The organism is Kitasatospora sp. NPDC004669 (assembly GCF_040609455.1).
In the GTDB taxonomy this organism is placed as follows: Bacteria; Actinomycetota; Actinomycetes; order Streptomycetales; family Streptomycetaceae; genus Kitasatospora.
Window position 1 is genome coordinate 1 of sequence record NZ_JBEXKB010000024.1, and the last position, 17,651, is coordinate 17,651.

Sequence of the window (17,651 nt, forward strand, 5' to 3'; positions counted from 1 at the left end):
CCGCGGGCGAGCTGGACACCGGCGAGGTAGAGCTCGCCGGGCACGCCGGGGGCGACCGGGCGCAGCGAGCCGTCCAGGACGTACACCCGGGTGTTCCAGACCGGTCGACCGATCGGCACGCCCACGCCGCTCGCGGGCGTGCCGCACTCCCAGGCGGTGACGTCGACCGAGGCCTCGGTCGGTCCGTACAGGTTGTGGAGCGGGACGCCCGGCAGGAGGTCGAGGAAACGGTCGCGCAGGTCGGCGGGCAGGGCCTCGCCGGAGCAGAGGACGGCCCGCAGACCGGTGCAGCCGGCCGCGGTCGGTTCCTGGACGAAGGCCTGGAGCATCGACGGCACGAAGTGGGTGATCGTGATGCGCTCGCGGCGGATCAGCTCGGCCAGATAGGCCGGGTCCTTGTGCCCGCCCGGCCTGGCCACGACCAGCGTGCCGCCGTTGAGCAGCGGCCAGAAGAACTCCCACACCGAGACGTCGAAGCCGAACGGGGTCTTCTGCAGCACCCGGTCGTCCGGGCCGATCCGGTAGGCGTGCTGCATCCAGGCGAGCCGGTTGACGATGCCGCGGTGCGGCACGGCGACACCCTTGGGGCGGCCGGTCGAGCCGGAGGTGAAGATCACGTACGCCGGGTGCAGCGGGTGCGGTGCCGCCGGCCGGGGGCCGGCGGGGAGAGCGGCGAGCCGCTCCGTCACGGCGGGGTCGTCCAGCAGCACGAGCTCGGGGGCGAGGCCCGGCAGCGCCGCGCGGGTGGCCTCGGTGGCGAGCACCAGGGCGGGCTCGCCGTCCGCCAGCAGGGCGCCGATGCGCTCGGCCGGGAGGCCCGGGTCCACCGGCAGGTAGGCCGCGCCGGACTTCACCACGGCGAGCAGGGCGACGACCAGCTCGACCGAGCGCTCCAGCACCACCGCCACCGTCCGCTCCGGACCGGCGCCGTGGGCGGCCAGCAGGCGGGCGAGGCGGTCGGCCCGGGCGTCGAGTTCGGCGTAGGTCAGCTCGTCGCCCTCGAAGACCAGGGCGGTCGCCTCGGGGGTGCGGACGGCCTGCGCTTCGAACAGCTCCGGGAGGGTGTCGGCGGGTACCTCGACGGCGGTGTCGTTCCAGACGGTCAGGACGCGCTCCAGCTCATCCTCGGAGAGGATGCCCACCGCGCCGATCCGCTGCTCCGGGTCGGCGGTGAGCGCGTCGAGCAGCCGCGCCCAGCGGGCGGCCACCTGCTCGGCCGTCGAGCGGTCGAACAGGTCCTCGGCGTACTCGACGGTGCCCTCGATCCCACCGAACTCGCAGTCGCCGTCGGCACGTTCGGTCAAGCTCAGGGCCAGGTCGAACTTGGCCGCCGGGGTGCCGGCCGGTTCCACCCGGGCGTCCAGGCCCGGCAGGTCGAGGACGGCCTCGGCGTTGTTCTGCAGGGTGAGCATGACCTGGAACAGCGGGTGCCGGGCCAGCGAGCGGGCGGGGTTGAGATCGTCCACCAGGTGCTCGAACGGGAGGTCCTGGTGGGCGAAGGCCGCGAGGTCGGACTCCCGTACCCGGCCGAGGAGTTCACGGAAGGTCGGGTCGCCCGAGACGTCGGTGCGCAGCACCAGGGTGTTGACGAAGAAGCCGACCAGCTCCTCCAGCGCCGCGTCACCGCGCCCGGCCACCGGGGTGCCGAGCGGGATGTCCTCGCCGGCGCCCAGCCGGGCGAGCAGGACGGCGAGCGAGGCCTGGAGCGCCATGAAGACGGTCGCCCCCTCGGCCCGGGCGAGCTCGGCGAGCCGGCGGTGGGTGTCGGCGGACAGTGCGACGGGAACGGTGCCGCCGTGGTGGCTCGCCACGGCGGGCCGCGGCCGGTCGGTCGGCAGCTCCAGCTCGGTCGGCAGCCCGGCCAGGGCCTCGCGCCAGTGGCCGAGTTGGCGTTCGGTCAGGCCGTCGTCGAGCAGTCGGCGCTGCCAGAGCGCGTAGTCGGCGTACTGGACGGGGAGTTCGGCCCACTGCGGGGCGGTGCCGGCGCACCGGGCGGTGTAGGCGGCCGAGAGCTCGCGGGCGAGCGGTGCCATCGACGCGCCGTCCGCGGCGATGTGATGGACCGTCAACTGAAGCACGTGCTCGTTCGCGGCGAGGTGGAACAGCGCCGCGCGCAGCGGGAGTTCGGCCGTCAGGTCGAAGGCGGGCGCCGCGTGGGCGGCCATCGCCGGGGCGAGGTCCGCCTCGGTGACGTCCACGACCGCGTAGGGGACCGACGCCAGGTCGGCACCGAGCACCCGCTGCCGCGGCTCCCCGTCCGGGCCCTCGCCGAAGACCGTCCGCAGCGACTCGTGCCGCGCGACGACGTCGTTCAGGGCCGCCGCCAGGGCCTCGGTGTCGAGCGCGCCGGAGAGCCGGACCGCCAGCGGCAGGTGGTAGGCCGCCCCGGCCGCGCCCATCCGCTCCAGGAACCAGAGGCGCTGCTGGGCGTACGACAGTGGCAGCTCCACCGGTCGCTCACCGGCGGTCAGTGCGGGCCGGACGGTGGATCCGGCGGCGCGGCCGGTCCGCTCGGCGAAGGCGGCGACGGTCGGGGCCTCGAACAGGTCGCGCAGTTGGGCCTCGACCCCGAGCGCGGCCCGGACCCGGCCGAGCAGGCGGGTGGCGAGCAGTGAGTGCCCGCCGAGGGCGAAGAAGTCGTCCTCGACACCGACCGCCGGCAGTCCGAGGACCTCGGCGAAGGCGGCGCAGAGCAGCGCCTCGCGCTCGTCGCGCGGGCCGCGCCCGCCGCCCGCCCCGGTGAACTCCGGTGCCGGCAGCGCGAGTCGGTCGATCTTCCCGCTCGGCGTCAGCGGCAGGGCGGCCAGCACGACGAGCGCGCTCGGCACCATGTACTCGGGCAGCGTGCGCCGCAGGTGCCGGCGCAGCTCCTCCGGCTCGGCGGCGTCCGGCGCGGTGGGGACGACGTAGCCGACCAGGCGGTGGTCGCCCGGCTGGTCCTCGCGCACCACGACGACGGCCCGGCGCACGGCCGGGTGCCCGGTGAGCGCCCCCTCCACCTCGCCGGGCTCGACCCGGTTGCCGCGTACCTTGACCTGGGCGTCGGCCCGGCCGAGCAGTTCGATCTCGCCGTGCCCGTTCCAGCGGGCGAGGTCACCGGTGCGGTACATCCGGCTGCCCGGCCCGCCGTACGGGTCGGCGAGGAACCGTTCCGCCGTCAGGCCGGGGCGGCGCAGGTAGCCGCGGGCCGGGGCGGCGCCGCCGACGTACAGTTCGCCGACGGCGCCGGCCGGGACGGGCCGCAGCGCGGCGTCGAGCACGTACGCGGTGGTGTTGTCGAACGGCAGGCCGATCGGCTGGCGCTCGGGGCGGCAGTCGCCGGAGGCGGAGTCGCCGCAGATCTCGGACGAGCCGTAGAAGTTCACCAGCCGGGCGCCGGGCAGCGCGGCGGCGAAGCGGGCCGCGAGATACGGCGGGATGCTCTCGCCGGTGGTGATCCACAGCTCGCAGGCGGCCAGCTCGGCCGGGTCGGCGGTGTCGAGCGTCGCCGCGAGCAGACTGGGGACCACGATGATCCGGCCGATACGGTGCTCGGCGATCAGCCCGGCCAGCGCCACCGGGTCCTTCGCCTGCTCGCCGTCGGCGAGGACCACGCCCTCGCCGTACAGCAGGGCGCCCAGCAGCTCGCTCGACCCGTCGACGAAGCTCAGCGAGCTCTTGGCCAGCAGCGGGCGGCCGGGCGGGTACGGGTGTCGGCGCGCGATCGCGCTCAGGTGGTTGACCTCGGCGGCGTGCACCCCGACCACGCCCTTGGGGCGGCCGGTCGAGCCGGAGGTGTAGACGACGTACGCCGGGTGCTCGGGCAGCAGCGGGCGCAGCCTTTCGGCGTCGGTCAGGTCGGCGTCGCTCGGCGCGGGGCCGTCGTGGTCGGCGTCGGCCTGAGAGGCCGGCAGCAGGACCGGGACGTCGCACCCGTCCAGGACGGCCGCCGTCCCCTCGGCCGCGAGCGCCAGCACCGGCCGGGCGTCGGCGAGCATGTACCCGATCCGCTCGGCGGGCCAGGTCGGGTCGACGGGCAGGTAGGCCGCGCCGGTCTTGAGAACCGCGAGCAGCGCGACGACGAGGTCGACCGAACGCGGCAGCGCCAGCGCGACCACGTCCTCGGCGCCGACGCCGCGTCCGACCAGCACCCGGGCCAGCCGGTTGGCCCGGGCGTTCAGCTCGGCGAAGGGCATCCTGCGGTCCCGGCACACGACGGCGGTGGCCTCCGGCGTCCGGGCGGCGCGGGCCTGGAACAGTTCGGTCAGCGTGGTCCGATCGGTCGCCGCCGCGGCCCCGGTGCCGGCCGCGATGAGCCGCTCACCCTCGGCGGGCTCCAGCAGGGCGATCCGGCCGACCGGCAGGTCGCGGTCGCTCGCCGCGAGGACGTCGAGCAGTCGCAGGAGCCGCTCGGCGTGCCCGGCCAGCTCCCGCTCGTCGTACAGCGCGGGGTTGGCGTCGACGACCAGCCGCATGCCCTGGCCGGCCTGCCGGTCGTAGACCACGAACGCGAGGTCCTCCACCGGGCCGTTGCCGAGGTTGTGGAAGGTCGCGCGGTGGCCGGCGAAGGAGAGGTCGTAGTCGAAGGACATGATGTTGACCGTCGCGCCCGCCAACTGCCCGGTGCCGCCGACGAGTCCGAGCTCCCGGCGGATCTCCTCGTACCGGTACCGCTGGTGCCGCAGCGCCTCGCGGGCCGTCGCGCTGGTGTGCCGCAGCAGTTCGCCGACCGTCCGGCCGGGGTCCGCGGACAGGCGCAGCGGCAGCACGTTGGTGAGCATGCCCGGCACGGCGCGCGCCGTCCGCCCCACCCGGGCGGTCACCGGCAGCCCGAGGACGACCTCCCGCGCGCCGGTGAGACGGCCGGTGTACAGCGCCGCCGCCGCGAGCAGGACCACCGAGCGGCTGACCCCGAGCCGCCGGGCGCCGGCGCGCAGCGCGTCGGCGTGGGCGGGGGCCAGCTCGATCTCGTGCCGCAGGTGACGGTGCGAGGCGGGGGCGGTCCGGCCCGCCAGGGTGGCGGGTTCGGGGCGGTCGGCGAGTTGCTCCAGCCAGTACCGGCGGTCGGCCGGGTACGCCTCCGAGGCGCGGTAGTCCGCCTCCTGCTCGACCAGGTGACGGAAGGCCGGCAGGGCGCCCTCGGCGGACGGGTCCCGGCCCTCGACCAGCGCCGAGTAGACCTCGGCGACGCGGGCCGCGACCAGCGGGCCGGTGAAGCCGTCCACCAGGGCGTGGTGGACCCGCTGGTACCAGAACCAGCGGTCCTCGGCGGCCCGGAACAGCAGTTGGGCGAAGCCCCGGCCGCGCGAGGGGTCGAGCGGACGGGCCAGGTCGGCGCGCATCCGGTCGAGTGCGGCCGCCCACGGGTCGGGCTCCCCGCTCACGTCCACGAGCGGCAGCGGCCAGTCCTCGTCCTCGACCACCCGCTGGAGCGTGCTGCCGTCGGCCGCGGTGAACCGCAGGCGGAACGCCTCGCACTCCCGGACGACCCGGCGCACCGCCCGCTCGAAGACCACCGGGTCGATCGCGCCGTGGATCTCCGTGCACTCGGAGACCTGGTAGGCGGGGGAGGCGGGGTCGAGCTGCTGGGCGAACCACAGGCCGGCCTGCCCGGCGAGCAGCGGCCAAGTGGGGCGGGAGACGTCCGACATCGTTGAGGGCTCCGGTTGGTCGGCGTGGATCGTACGGGGTGCGCGGCGGCGGGCGAACAGCCCGGCGCGGAGGCGCGGGAGGCGACGGGGGCACGGTGACGGGCGCTCATGAGCGCACCGGATCCGGGTGACGGCCGGTCACGTCCCGTGGCGTCGATCAATGTAGTCGCAGGTCAGGCGGCCGTCGGTGGCTCCGGACGTCACCCAGGTGAAGATCATCCGAACGTTGGCCGAACCGTCAGCGCGCCGACCGGGTTTCTGGTATGCGCGCCGCCTACCAAGTCCACCCTTAGGTACGAGAGTTGACTGCGGAACGGTTCATCCGGAGCGGAGCCGACCGTTCAGGCGCCCCCACTACTGTCCGGATCCGGCACACCAACGGCCCCTCAGAGCGAGCAGAGGACATCAGCATGAGCTCTTTGCCCACCGCCGCCTTTCCCGCGGATCTCGGCCTCGACCACGTGGAGTTCCACGTCACCGACGTCGACGCCGCCGCGGCCGACCTGTGCGAGCGCTTCGGCTTCACCGTCGTCGGCACCGCCGGTCCGGCCGTCGACGGGGTGTGCGGCCTGGCACTCGCCCAGGGACGGATCAGCCTCGCGCTGACCGAGGCCGCGCAGGACGACCACCCCGCCGCCGCCTATGTGCTCGCCCACGGCGACGGCATCGCCGGCATTGCGCTGCGCACCGCCGACGCCGCTGCGGCCTTCGCCGAGGCGGTGCGCCGCGGCGGCCGCCCGATCGCCGAACCGCGCGCCGTCGAGGGCGAGTTCAAGTCGGTCGTGGCGACCGTCGGCGGCTTCGGCGACGTCGTGCACACCTTCGTCCAGCGCGACCCCGCCGACCCGGGGCTGCTCCCGCCCGGCTTCGTCCCCGCCCCGTCCGTGGCCGAACCGGCCGCCGCCCCCGGCCTGGTGGAGGTCGACCACTTCGCCGTCTGCGTCCCCGGCGGCGAGCTGGACGCCACCGTCGACTACTACCGGAGCGTCCTCGGCTTCGAGCGGACCTTCGCCGAGCGGATCGAGGTCGGCGCCCAGGCGATGAACTCCCAGGTCGTCCAGAGCGCCGACCGCACCGTCACCCTGACGGTCATAGAGCCGGACACCTCAGCCGACCCCGGCCAGATCGACATGTTCCTGAAGAAGCACGGCGGCGCCGGCGTCCAGCACCTCGCCTTCTCCTCCGCCGACGCCGTCCACTCGGTCCGCACCCTCGCCGAACGCGGCGTGCAGTTCCTCACCACCCCCGGCGCCTACTACGACGCGCTCGCCGCCCGGGTCACCCCGCGCACCCACACCGTCGACGAACTGCGGGAGTCGAGCCTGCTGATCGACGAGGACCACGGCGGCCAGCTGTTCCAGATCTTCACCCGCTCCAGCCACCGGCGCCGCACCCTCTTCTTCGAGGTCATCGAGCGCATCGGTGCCGAGACCTTCGGCAGCTCCAACATCAAGGCCCTCTACGAGGCGGTCGAGGTCGAGCGCCTGAAGCAGGACGGCGGGAAGCGGTGACGACCGTGCCGGAGCCGCTCACCCTCGCCGAGGTCGAGGCTGCCGCCGTCGGCCTGCTGTCCGCCGACGTCCGGGACTTCATCGCCGGCGGCAGCGGCGCCGAGACCAGCCTGGCCGCCAACCGCACCGCACTCGACGAGGTGTTCCTGGTGCCGCGCGTCCTGCGGGACGTCTCGGACCGCACCACCGCCACCGAACTGCTCGGCACCCGGGCCGCCGCGCCGCTCGCCGTCGCACCCGTGGCCTACCACCGACTCGCCCACCCGGAGGGTGAGTTGGCCGCCGCGCGGGCCGCCGCCGAGGCAGGCGTGCCGTTCACCGCCGCCACCCTGAGCAGCTACCCGATCGAGGAGATCACCGCGACCGGGGCCACCACCTGGTTCCAGCTGTACTGGCTGCGCGACCGCGGACAGCGCCTCGACCTGGTCCGCCGCGCCGAGGCCGCCGGATGCACCGCCCTGGTGCTCACCGTCGACGTGCCCTGGATGGGCCGCCGGCTGCGCGACATCCGCAACGGCTTCACCCTCCCGCCCGAGGTCACCGCCGCCAACCTCACCGAGGCCGCGGACTCCGCCGCCCACCGGGGCGCCCCCGGCTCCGCCGTCGCCGTCCACACCGCGCTCTCCTTCGCGCCCACCCTCACCTGGGCCGACGTCGAGGAACTGCGCGGCCTCACCCGGCTGCCGCTGGTCCTCAAGGGCGTCCTCGACCCCGAGGACGCCGCCCTCGCCGCCCGCTGCGGCGCCGACGCCGTGGTCGTCTCCAACCACGGCGGCCGCCAGCTCGACGGCGCCGTCCCCGCCGTCCACCTGCTCGGCGAGGTCCGGGCCGCGGTCGGCGGCAGCGGCTGCCAGGTGTTCGTCGACGGCGGCATCCGCAGCGGCGTCGACGTCCTGCGCTGCCTCGCCCTCGGCGCCGACGCCGCCCTGGTCGGCCGCCCGGTCCTGTGGGGCCTCGCCGCCGCGGCCGAGGCCGGCGTGGCCCGTGTCCTGGACCTGCTGACCGCCGAGTTCGACGACGCCCTCGGCCTGGCCGGCTGCACCTCACCCGCCGAGGCGCGCAGCCTGCGCACCGTCACCCGGCCCGGCCACACCCTCCACCCCGCCTGCTAGGAGGCCCCGTTGACCACCTCCACCACCCGGCTGGAACTCTCCGCCCTGCACTCCTCGCTGGCCGACCCGGCCCTGGAGTCGATGAACTTCCTCAACGAGATCGCCGGCCGCTACCCCGACGCGATCCCGCTGGCCGCCGGCCGCCCCAGCGAGGAGTTCTTCGAGATCGAGGCCGTCCACCGCTACCTGCACCGCTTCGAGCGCTACCTCACCGAGGAGCGGGGGCTGAGCGCCGAACAGGCCGGCCGCGTCTTCTTCCAGTACGGCCGCACCAAGGGCATCGTCCACGAGCTCGTCGCCCGCAACCTCGCCGCCGACGAGGGCATCGACGCCGACCCGGAGTCCGTCGTGGTGACGGTCGGCTGCCAGGAGGCCATGTTCCTGGTCCTGCGCGCGCTGCGCTCCGACGAGCGCGACGCCGTCCTCGCCGTCGCCCCGACCTACGTCGGCCTCACCGGCGCCGCCCGGCTCGTCGACATGCCGGTGCGCACCGTGCGCAGCGGCCCCACCGGGGTGGACCTCGACGACCTCGCCGAGGTGCTCCGTCGGACCCGCTCCGAGGGACTGCGCCCGCGCGCCTGCTACCTGCTGCCCGACCACTCCAACCCGTCCGGCCTCAGCCTCGACCTGGCCACCCGGCACGCCCTGCTCGACCTGGCCGAGCGCGAGGATCTGCTGCTCCTGGAGGACAACCCGTACGGCCTGTTCACCGCCGGCGGCGAACGCCTCCCCACCCTCAAGGCGCTGGACACCCGGCGCCGCGTCGTCTACCTGGGCTCGTACGCCAAGACCGGCCTGCCCGGGGCCCGGGTCGGCTTCGTGGTCGCCGACCAGGAGGTGGTGCTCCCGTCCGGTGCCACCGGCCGGTTCGCCGACGAGCTCGCCAAGCTCAAGAGCATGCTGACGGTCAACACCCCGCCCATCGCCCAGGCCGTGATCGCCGGCAAGCTCCTGGAGAACGGGGGCAGCCTGGTCCGCGCCAACGAGCGGGAGACCGCGCGCTACCGGGAGAACCTCCGGTGCCTGCTCGACGCCCTCGCCGCGCACTTCCCGGCCGGCGGCCCGGTGCACTGGAACACCCCGGGCGGCGGCTTCTTCCTCGTCGTCACCCTGCCCTTCGACGCCGACGACGACCTGCTCACCGTCTCGGCCCGCGACCACGGTGTGCTGTGGACCCCGATGCGGCACTTCCACGACGCCCCCGAGGCGGCTCGCCAACTGCGGCTGTCCGTCAGCGTCGTGACACCGGAGCAGATCCGCGAGGGGGTGGCGCGCCTCGCCGATCTGATCGGGAGCCGGCTGCCGACTGCGGACTGACAGGCCGTCACGGCGAGTTTCGGACAAGGTGGCCCCCTGTCCCGGCTTTCATGGGATTTCCATCAAATTCTCACCTGATCTCCGCGTAGGGTGACTCCCGCTCCCGTCGCCGGACACCCCGGCGGCGGGAGTCTTGCTGGTCGCCGACTCGACTGGAGTGGAACAGAACATGATGGTGCGTCAACTGTGGAAGCGTGCCAAGCGCGCGACGGCCGTGGTCACCGGCCGGGGGATCGGGGCCGCCGCGGCGGCGTTCGCGCTGGTCGCGGCCGTCGTCCTGGGCGGTACGGTCTCCGGCATGTCCGTGGCGGAGGCCAAGCCCGCGTGGGGCTTCTCGGGCAAGTGGGCGTGCTCCGGGCAGCCGGTCGCGGCCGGGTGGGTCATCACGGACCACGACACCAAGGGCTGCGGCGGCTGGGGCTCCTGGTACCAGCAGCCGGCGAAGGACGGGATCTGGACCTGCTCGGGCTCCCCGGTGGTCGCCGGTTACGTGATCACCGACCACATGACCTCCGGCTGCGGGGGCATCGGCTCGTGGCGTCACAGCCTCGTCCATGACGGCATATGGACCTGTTCCGGTTCGCCGGTCGTGCCCGGGTACGTCATCAGCAACCACTTCCGGGCCGGTTGCGGCGGCATCGGCAGCTGGCAGCACAGCCTCCCGCACGACGGGATCTGGACCTGCTCGGGCTCCCCGGTGGTCGCCGGTTACGTGATCACCGGCCACACCACGTGGGGCTGCGACGGCGCCGGTTCCTGGCGTCACAACACCGCTCGCGCGGGCCTGTGGGCCTGCCCGGGCTCGCCGGTCCCGCCCGGCTTCCGCTCCACCAGCTACAACGCCGGCGCCTGCGACGGCCTCGGCGGCTGGCAGCTGGCCCGCGCCTGACGGCCCGGCGGTTCCGCCCCCGTCCCTGCGCCCGGGCTGTGCCCGGCGCGGGGACGGTCGGCCGCTCGGCGTCACATGCGTCCGACCTCACACGAGTTCGGCCTCAGATGCGTTCGGCGGACCAGTGCGGGTCGCGGCCGGTGAGGGCCAGCAGCCGGTCCTGGGCGTCGGCACCGGGGACGGTCGTGAGCGGGGGGTCGAACAGGCCGGTGCCCGCCAGGTTGCGGTAGCCCTCGAACTCGGCGAGCGCGTACCGGGCGGCGCCCGGCGGCATCCGGCCGCTCTCGCCGAGCGCCCGGGCGAGGTCCCAGCCGTGGACGACGGTCTCGGCGGTCAGCTCGCGGGCGTACCCGCCGACGTCGCGCAGCCCGTACGGCAGGTGCACCAGGCGGTCGGGGGCGCCGGGCTGGTGGAGGGCGCGCACCGCGGTGTCGGCGGCCATCGCCCACACGCCCACGGGGTTGCGCCCCAGGACGTCGCCCGCGAAGCGGTGGCCGATCGCCTCGAAGGTGTAGCCGGCCACCGCCTGGCAGACCCAGAGGTGTTGCGCGGCCACGTGGTTCACCAGGGTGCGGACGTCCCAGTCGCGGCAGGGTGTGGGTGCCGTCCAGCGGTCCTCGGGGACGGCCCGCAGCAGGCGGGTCACCTCCGCCGCCGCGGCGATGTAGCGTTCACGGAGCTCGGTGTGGAACCCGGGTGGGTGTGGACATTCCATCGGAGGGCCTCCCTCCTGCCCTGCTCACTCTCAGTAAATCGCTACTGGGAGTGACCTGCCAGGTTTACGGTGGCCGGGCCCCTGCACGGGCCGGACGGCCACCGGGCGGTTGCCGTGGGTGACCGTCCACCGGGTCCTGTCAGCCGGCCGGGTCCTCCAGGACGGCCCGCGCCGCGTTGTGCCCCGGGATGCCGCTGACCCCGCCGCCCCGGACGGCTCCCGCGCCGCACAGCAGGACGTTCGGGTGGGCCGTGGCCACGCCCCAGCGGGCGGCGGTGCTGCCGGTGTCCTCGGTGCGGAACGGGCCGGACTCGGCGGCGAACGGGAAGGACAGGTCGCGGTGGAAGATGTGGCCGCCCGGCAGGCCGATCTCCCGCTCCAGCTCCGGCGGTGTCCTGGCCTCGACGCAGGGCCGGCCGTCGGAGTCCGTGGCCAGGCAGTCGGCGATCGGCTCGGCCAGCACCGCGTCCAGCTGCGCCAGGCTGGCGGCCAGGGCGCGTTCCTTGGCCGCCGGGTCGCCGAACAGCCGGGCGGGCATGTGCAGGCCGAACAGGGTCAGCGTCTGGAGCCCCTGCCGGACGGCCTCCGGGCCCAGGATCGACGGGTCGGTCAGGGTGTGGCAGTAGATCTCGGACGGCGGCGCCGAGGGCATCCGGCCGGCCAGTGCCTCGGTGTACGCGGTCTCCAACTGGCCGTAGCCCTCGGCGATGTGGAAGGTGCCCGCGAAGGCCTCGCGGGGGTCGGCGGCGGTGTCCCGCAGACGCGGCAGGCGGCGCAGCACCATGTTGACCTTCAGCTGGGCGCCCTCCGGCGCGGGCCCCGGGTCCTCGCCCAGCAGCCGGGCCAGGGCGGCAGGCGCGGCGTTCACCAGGACCCGGCGTGCCGCCGCCGTCGCCTCGCCGTCGCGGTGCCGGTACGACACCTCGGCGTCGCCGCGGCCGTCGGTGGCGACGGCGGTGACCTCGCAGCCGGTCCGGATCTCCGCGCCGGCCGCCATCGCCGCCGCGGCCAGCGCGTTCGTCACCGCCCCCATCCCGCCGACCGGGACGTCCCAGTCGCCCGTCCCGTTGCCGATCACGTGGTAGAGGAAGCAGCGGTTCTGCCGCAGCGAGGGGTCGTGAGCGTGGGTGAAGGTGCCGATCAGCGCGTCCGTCAGGACCACGCCGCGCACCAGGTCGTCGGCGAAGCCGCGCTCGACCGTCTCGCCGAGCGGCCGCTCGAACAGGTCCGTCCAGGCGGCCTCGTCCCCGACCCGGCGGCGCAGCTCGGCGCGGGTGGGCAGCGGTTCGGTGAGCGTCGGGAACACCCGCTCGGCGACCTGCGCGGTCATCCCGTAGAAGCGCTGCCAGGCCTGCCACTCACGGTCGGTGCCGGTCAATGCCCGGAACGACTCCCGGGTGCGGCCGGGGTCGGTGGCGTCCACCAGCAGGCCGGTGGGCTTCCCGTCGCGGGCGGTGGGGGTGTACGAGGCGATCCGGCGCCGCCGCAGCTCCAGACGCAGCCCGAGGTCCCACACCACCTGCCGCGGCAGCAGGCTGACCAGGTAGGAGTAGCGCGACAGCCGGGCGTCCACCCCGGGGAAGGCCCGGGTGGAGACCGCTGCTCCGCCGACCCGGGGCAGCCGTTCGAGGACCAGCACCCGCTGCCCGGCGCGGGCCAGGTAGGCGGCGGCGACCAGGCCGTTGTGCCCGCCGCCGACGATCACGGCGTCGTACCGGGAGGACGCGTGCGTGTTCATGCGGCCACGCTACGGCGTTTCGCCGGGGTGGGGAACAGCCCCGCACGGGCCGGCCGGCCGCCGGACCCGTCCCGCCGGGCCGGCTGTCGGTGCCGCTGGTTAGGGTCTGCGCCATGGCGACAGTGACCTTCGTCGACGAGACGACATCGGGGCTGCGACGGGACGCTTGGCGGCTGCCCGTCGACGAGGAGCGGTTGACGCTGCGCGAGCTGATCCGCCGCCGGGTGCTCCAGGAGGCGGCCGAGCACAACGCCCGCCGCCCCGAGGTGTTCCACGGCCTGGTGCAGCCGACCGAGGCCGAACGGACCCTGAACGGGTACCGGCTGCGGGAGCCGGACCACGCGATCGACCCCGAGCGGCAGTTCCTGAGCGCGGTCGAGGCGTTCGGCCGCAACGGGTTCCTGGTGCTCGTCGGCGACCGCCAGGTCGAGGAGCTGGACGCCGAGTTGGACCTGCGCACCGACACCGAGGTGTGCTTCCTGGAACTCGTTCCGCTGGTAGGTGGCTGAATGACAACGACCGAACTGCTCGACCCCGCCGTCGGGCGGTTGCTCGACGCGCTCGACACCGGGGACGTGGACGCGATCGGCAGCGCGCTGATGGAGGTCGACACCGTCGTCGGGGGCGACTGGTCCGCCGAGCGCGTGGTGCCCGTCCGCGAGCGGGTGCTGGAGCTGCACCGCGACACCCGGGGCGCGCTGGTGGCGAGCCTGGTGCACTGGATGCTGATGCTCTGGCGGCCCGTGCCGACCGACAAGGCGACACAGCAGCGCAGCGCGCTGATCCGGCTGGCCTCGATGGTCTCCCGGGGCTTTCCGCAGGGGCCGGCCCGCGAGCTCCGCGAGGACCGGCTGCACCTGCTGGGCCGCCAGTGGCACCTCGCCGAACTGCACGAGGCCGAGCGACTGATCAGTGACGAGCTCGCCGCGGGCCGACCGGTCGACGGCGCGGTGGTCGCCGCCGTCCGCCGGACGGCCCTGTCGATCCGCCCCCACCACAGCGTGGTCACCGACCTCGCGGCCGCGCTGACCGAGCCGCTGCTCAGCCCCGGCGAGGCCTGGGCCGACCGGGTCGTGGCCGACCTCGACGAGCTCGATCCGGCGGGGGAGGGCGCCGGGCCGTGGGCGGCCCTGATCAAGCACGCCCTCCAGATCAAGTCCCCCAAGCCGAACGTCCGTTGGGAACGGACCGGGCGGGCGCTGATCGACGCGGTCGGCCCCGAGCGGGCGCGCGAGCGGATCACCGAGTGGCTCTCGCTGGTCGGCCGCCCGCGCACCTTCGACCTGGTCGCGGACCCGAACGGCGAGGGAGCCGATCAGCTCGACCCGCACAACCTGGACGCGCTGCGCGGAATCGCCCTGCTGCTGCCGCTGACCCCGGCCCACCCCGACAGCGCCCGGGTGCTGGGCCGGCTGGTCGAGTGCGCGCTGCGCAAGGTGCCGGGCATCGGCCCCCAGGCCCCCAAGATCGCCAACGCCGCCGTGCACTGCCTCGCGCGTCTGGACGGCGAGGACGGTCTCGCCCAACTGGCCGTCCTCACCACCCGGGTGACGTACAAGGGCACCGTCAAGGAGCTGGACAAGGCGCTCCGGGACCGGGCCGCCGCACTCGGTCTCAGCCGGGCCGAGATCGAGGAACTCGCCGTCCCCTCCTACGGGTTGACCGAGATCGGTGGGCGCGTCGAGCGGTTCGGCGAGGCCCGGGTGGAGCTGGTGGTGGAGGGCTCCCGGGTCCGCCAGGCCTGGTACAACGAGGCCGGCCGGGCGGTGAAGACCCCGCCCGCCGTCGTGCGCCGCGAACACGCCGAGCAGCTCAAGGAGTTCAAGGCCTCGGTCAAGGACCTGGAGAAGATGCTGACCGCCCAGTCCGAGCGGCTGGACCGCCAGTTCCTGGCGCGGCGCAGCTGGCGGTACGGCCCGTGGCGGCAGCGCCTGCTGGACCACCCGCTGGTCGGCACGCTGGCCCGTCGGCTGATCTGGACCGTGGACGGCACGGCCTGCGCCTGGCTGGACGGCGCGCTGCGCACCGTGACCGGCGACGAACTCGCGCCCGTCGCGGACGCCTCGGTCGAGCTGTGGCACCCGGTCGCCTGCCCGCCCGAGAACGTGCTCGCCTGGCGCGCCGTGCTGGAGAGCCACGGCGTCGTCCAGCCGTTCAAGCAGGCGCACCGGGAGGTGTACCTGCTCACCGCCGCCGAGGAGCACACCCGGGTGTACTCCAACCGTTTCGCCGCGCACGTCCTGCGCCAGCACCGGTTCCACGCCCTGGCCTCGGCCCGGGGCTGGCACAGTCAGCTGCAGCTCGCGGTGGACGACTCCTTCGCCGTCCCGAAGCGGCTGCTGCCGGAGTGGGGGCTGCGCGCCGAGTTCCGGGTGCACGGCATGGACGCGGACTGGGGGGCGAACTTCGCCCACTTGGGCACCGACCAGGTGCGCTTCTACCCGATCGACGCGCCGGAGAACCTCACCCAGGCGGGCTCCGGCCACTACGGTCCGGTCATGCGGGCCGGAGTTCAAGAGGCCGACCCTGTACCGCTCGCCGAGGTGCCGCCGCTGGTGCTGAGCGAGGTGCTGCGCGACGTCGACCTGTTCGTGGGCGTGACCAGCGTCGGCAACGACCCGACCTGGTCGGACGGCGGACCGGAGGGCCGGTACCGCGACTACTGGCAGTCGCACAGTTTCGGCGAGCTGTCGCAGAGCGCGCGTGAGCGCGGCGAGTTGCTGGCCCGGCTGCTGCCCCGGCTCGCGGTGGGGGATCGCTGCACGGTGGACGGCCGCTTCCTGGAGGTCCGCGGCGAACTGCGGACGTACCGGATCCACCTGGGCTCGGGCAACATCCTGATGTCGCCGAACGACACCTATCTGTGCATCGTGCCCGGCTCCGACGGTCCGGCCGACGGGCAGCCGCAACTGCCCTTCGAGGGCGACCACATGATGGCGGTCATCCTCAGCAAGGCGCTGCTGCTGGCCCGCGACAACGCCATCACCGACCCGACCATCACCAGTCAGATCGCCCCGCGCCGACCGCCTGAGACGTCGGTCGGAGCCCCGCCGTCCGGACGATGAGCCGGACGGCGGGGCTCGGGGCGGGGGCTTCGGAAGCGGCAGTTGTGGGAATCCCGTCCGGGGGCCGGAGGCAACGGCGGTGCTGACGGCCCCACCACCCTCAACCCGCTTCCATCCGGAGGAGATCAGCCGTGTACGCACGTCCACGTCGCGCCACGCTCAGATCCCTGATAGCCGGCCTCTGCGCCGGGGTCACCGCCCTCGCCCTCGGGGTGGGACCGGCGCAGGCGGCGCCGGTCGACACCCGCGGCTCCGCCCAGCCCGTCCAGCCGACGGAACACCACGACCACGCCGTCGGGCTGACCGCGTCCTACGCGATCAGCACCCCGGCGAACATCTCGGCCTCGTGCACGGGGCAGAACGCCGAGACCATCCAGGCCGTCGACCCGGCCGTGAACGCCGTCTACGACACCTGGATCGGCTGCAAGGGCATCGGATTCGCGGGCTCGCTGGACGGCGGAACGACCTTCGGCACGGCGGTCACGCTGCCGGGCAGCGTCGGACAGAAGGGCAGCCGCAGCTGGGACCCGGCGATCACCGTCGCGCCGGACGGCGCGGTCTACGTGGCGTTCATGGTCTCCCGCTCCGGCCAGACCTACCCCGTCGTCGATGTCAGCACCGACCACGGCGCCAGCTTCAAGACCGTCAGTGAGGTGGTCCCGCCGGACGCCGGCAACTGGGGCGACCGGGACTTCATCACCGCAGGCCCCGACGGGGCGCTGTACCTGACCTGGGACTACGGGCCGAGCGCGGCAGCGGTGACGTTCATCTGCGCCCCGAGCGGCAGTTGCGCCTTCGCCACCGGTGACGTCAACGCGGTGATGCAGAAGTCCACCGACGGCGGCCGGACCTGGGGCCCGATGTCGCACATCAGCCCCGGCTACCCGAACAGCGGCGCCGACAGCGCGCCCGTCGTGGTCGAGCCGGACGGTTCGATCGACGTGCTCTACCAGGGCTACGTCGTGACCAACGTCCCCACCGACAACCTGACCGTCGCCTACACGTACGCGACCCGCTCCACCGACGGCGGCGCGACCTGGTCGCAGCCGGTGCGGATCGGCGCCGACGCCGGGACGATGAACAACGGCGAGTGGTGGATCGACGGCGCGGAGGCGCTCGGCCCGGACGGGACGCTGTACGCGACCTGGGACACCCAGGGCACCACCACCGACACCGGATGGCTGTCGTACTCGCAGGACCACGGCGCGACCTGGTCCACCCCGGTACAGGCGCCCGCGGACACCCTGAACGCCCCGCACGTCATGCAGGTCGTCGCCGGACCGCCCGGGATCGCGTACGTCGGCTGGCTGTCGAGCAGCGACCCGCGCGGCTACGCCCAGTACCTGCGGACCTTCTCGACGACGAAGGGGTGGCTGTCCGCCCCGGTCCAGGTCTCGCAGAACTTCGGGACCGCCACGGTGTGGCCCGGTGACACCTTCGGGTTCTCCGCGATGACGCCCACCCGGCTGGTGCTGGCCTGGGGCAGCGCCGTCGCGCCCACGGCCTCGAACGACGACATCTGGGCCGCGACGGTCGGGGTGACCCTGCCGTAGTGTCCCTGACCTGACCTGCGGCGTGGTTGCCCGCGTGCGTCACTCGACGCGGGCAACCACGCCGTATTTCAGGCGAGTTACCGGATCAGGGGGCGTGGTGAAGGCCCGGTCGGCGTAGCCG

Annotated in this window: 10 protein-coding genes; 7 read left to right on the top strand and 3 right to left on the bottom strand. The window is 74.3% G+C overall.

What is annotated here, in order from left to right:
* A partial coding sequence (locus tag ABZW30_RS21025) for an amino acid adenylation domain-containing protein (protein ID WP_355672653.1) occupies positions 1 to 5,630 on the bottom strand: 5,630 nt, incomplete at its 3' end.
* A gap of 410 nt (positions 5,631 to 6,040) precedes the next feature.
* Between ABZW30_RS21025 and hppD the strand changes: the two genes are divergently transcribed.
* The 4 genes from hppD to ABZW30_RS21045 all read left to right on the top strand — a co-directional run bounded on the left by hppD (position 6,041) and on the right by ABZW30_RS21045 (position 10,459).
* A complete protein-coding gene (gene hppD, locus ABZW30_RS21030) occupies positions 6,041 to 7,141 on the top strand; it encodes a 4-hydroxyphenylpyruvate dioxygenase (protein ID WP_355672654.1) in 1,101 nt (366 codons plus the stop codon).
* A complete protein-coding gene (locus ABZW30_RS21035) occupies positions 7,138 to 8,253 on the top strand; it encodes an alpha-hydroxy acid oxidase (RefSeq protein ID WP_355672655.1) in 1,116 nt (371 codons plus the stop codon). The genes hppD and ABZW30_RS21035 overlap by 4 nt, the downstream gene beginning before the upstream one ends.
* Positions 8,254 to 8,334: 81 nt before the next feature.
* Complete coding sequence (locus ABZW30_RS21040; protein WP_355672738.1) at positions 8,335 to 9,570, top strand: PLP-dependent aminotransferase family protein; 1,236 nt, start codon at positions 8,335 to 8,337, stop codon at positions 9,568 to 9,570.
* Positions 9,571 to 9,739: 169 nt separating this feature from the next.
* Positions 9,740 to 10,459 (top strand): hypothetical protein, encoded by a 720-nt coding sequence (locus ABZW30_RS21045; protein ID WP_355672656.1) that lies wholly within the window; start codon positions 9,740 to 9,742, stop codon positions 10,457 to 10,459.
* A 103-nt stretch (positions 10,460 to 10,562) separates the two neighbouring features.
* On the opposite strand, the gene ABZW30_RS21050 is transcribed toward ABZW30_RS21045, so the two are convergent.
* Together ABZW30_RS21050 and ABZW30_RS21055 are read right to left on the bottom strand one after the other, a co-directional pair.
* The gene (locus tag ABZW30_RS21050; RefSeq protein WP_355672657.1) at positions 10,563 to 11,174 is read right to left on the bottom strand and encodes a TIGR03086 family metal-binding protein; all 612 of its coding nucleotides are present in this window, start codon (positions 11,172 to 11,174) and stop codon (positions 10,563 to 10,565) included.
* A 139-nt stretch (positions 11,175 to 11,313) separates the two neighbouring features.
* The gene (locus tag ABZW30_RS21055) at positions 11,314 to 12,912 is read right to left on the bottom strand and encodes an NAD(P)/FAD-dependent oxidoreductase (RefSeq protein ID WP_355672658.1); all 1,599 of its coding nucleotides are present in this window, start codon (positions 12,910 to 12,912) and stop codon (positions 11,314 to 11,316) included.
* Positions 12,913 to 13,025: 113 nt separating this feature from the next.
* Between ABZW30_RS21055 and ABZW30_RS21060 the strand changes: the two genes are divergently transcribed.
* The 3 genes from ABZW30_RS21060 to ABZW30_RS21070 all read left to right on the top strand — a co-directional run bounded on the left by ABZW30_RS21060 (position 13,026) and on the right by ABZW30_RS21070 (position 17,530).
* Complete coding sequence (locus ABZW30_RS21060; RefSeq protein WP_355672659.1) at positions 13,026 to 13,421, top strand: hypothetical protein; 396 nt, start codon at positions 13,026 to 13,028, stop codon at positions 13,419 to 13,421.
* Positions 13,422 to 15,977 carry a DUF4132 domain-containing protein gene (locus ABZW30_RS21065; RefSeq protein WP_355672660.1) on the top strand — a complete coding sequence of 852 codons (2,556 nt, stop codon included), beginning with the start codon at positions 13,422 to 13,424 and terminating at the stop codon, positions 15,975 to 15,977.
* A gap of 131 nt (positions 15,978 to 16,108) precedes the next feature.
* Positions 16,109 to 17,530, top strand: a complete 1,422-nt coding sequence (locus tag ABZW30_RS21070) for a sialidase family protein (RefSeq protein WP_355672661.1) — start codon at positions 16,109 to 16,111, stop codon at positions 17,528 to 17,530.
* Positions 17,531 to 17,651 lie beyond the last annotated feature (121 nt).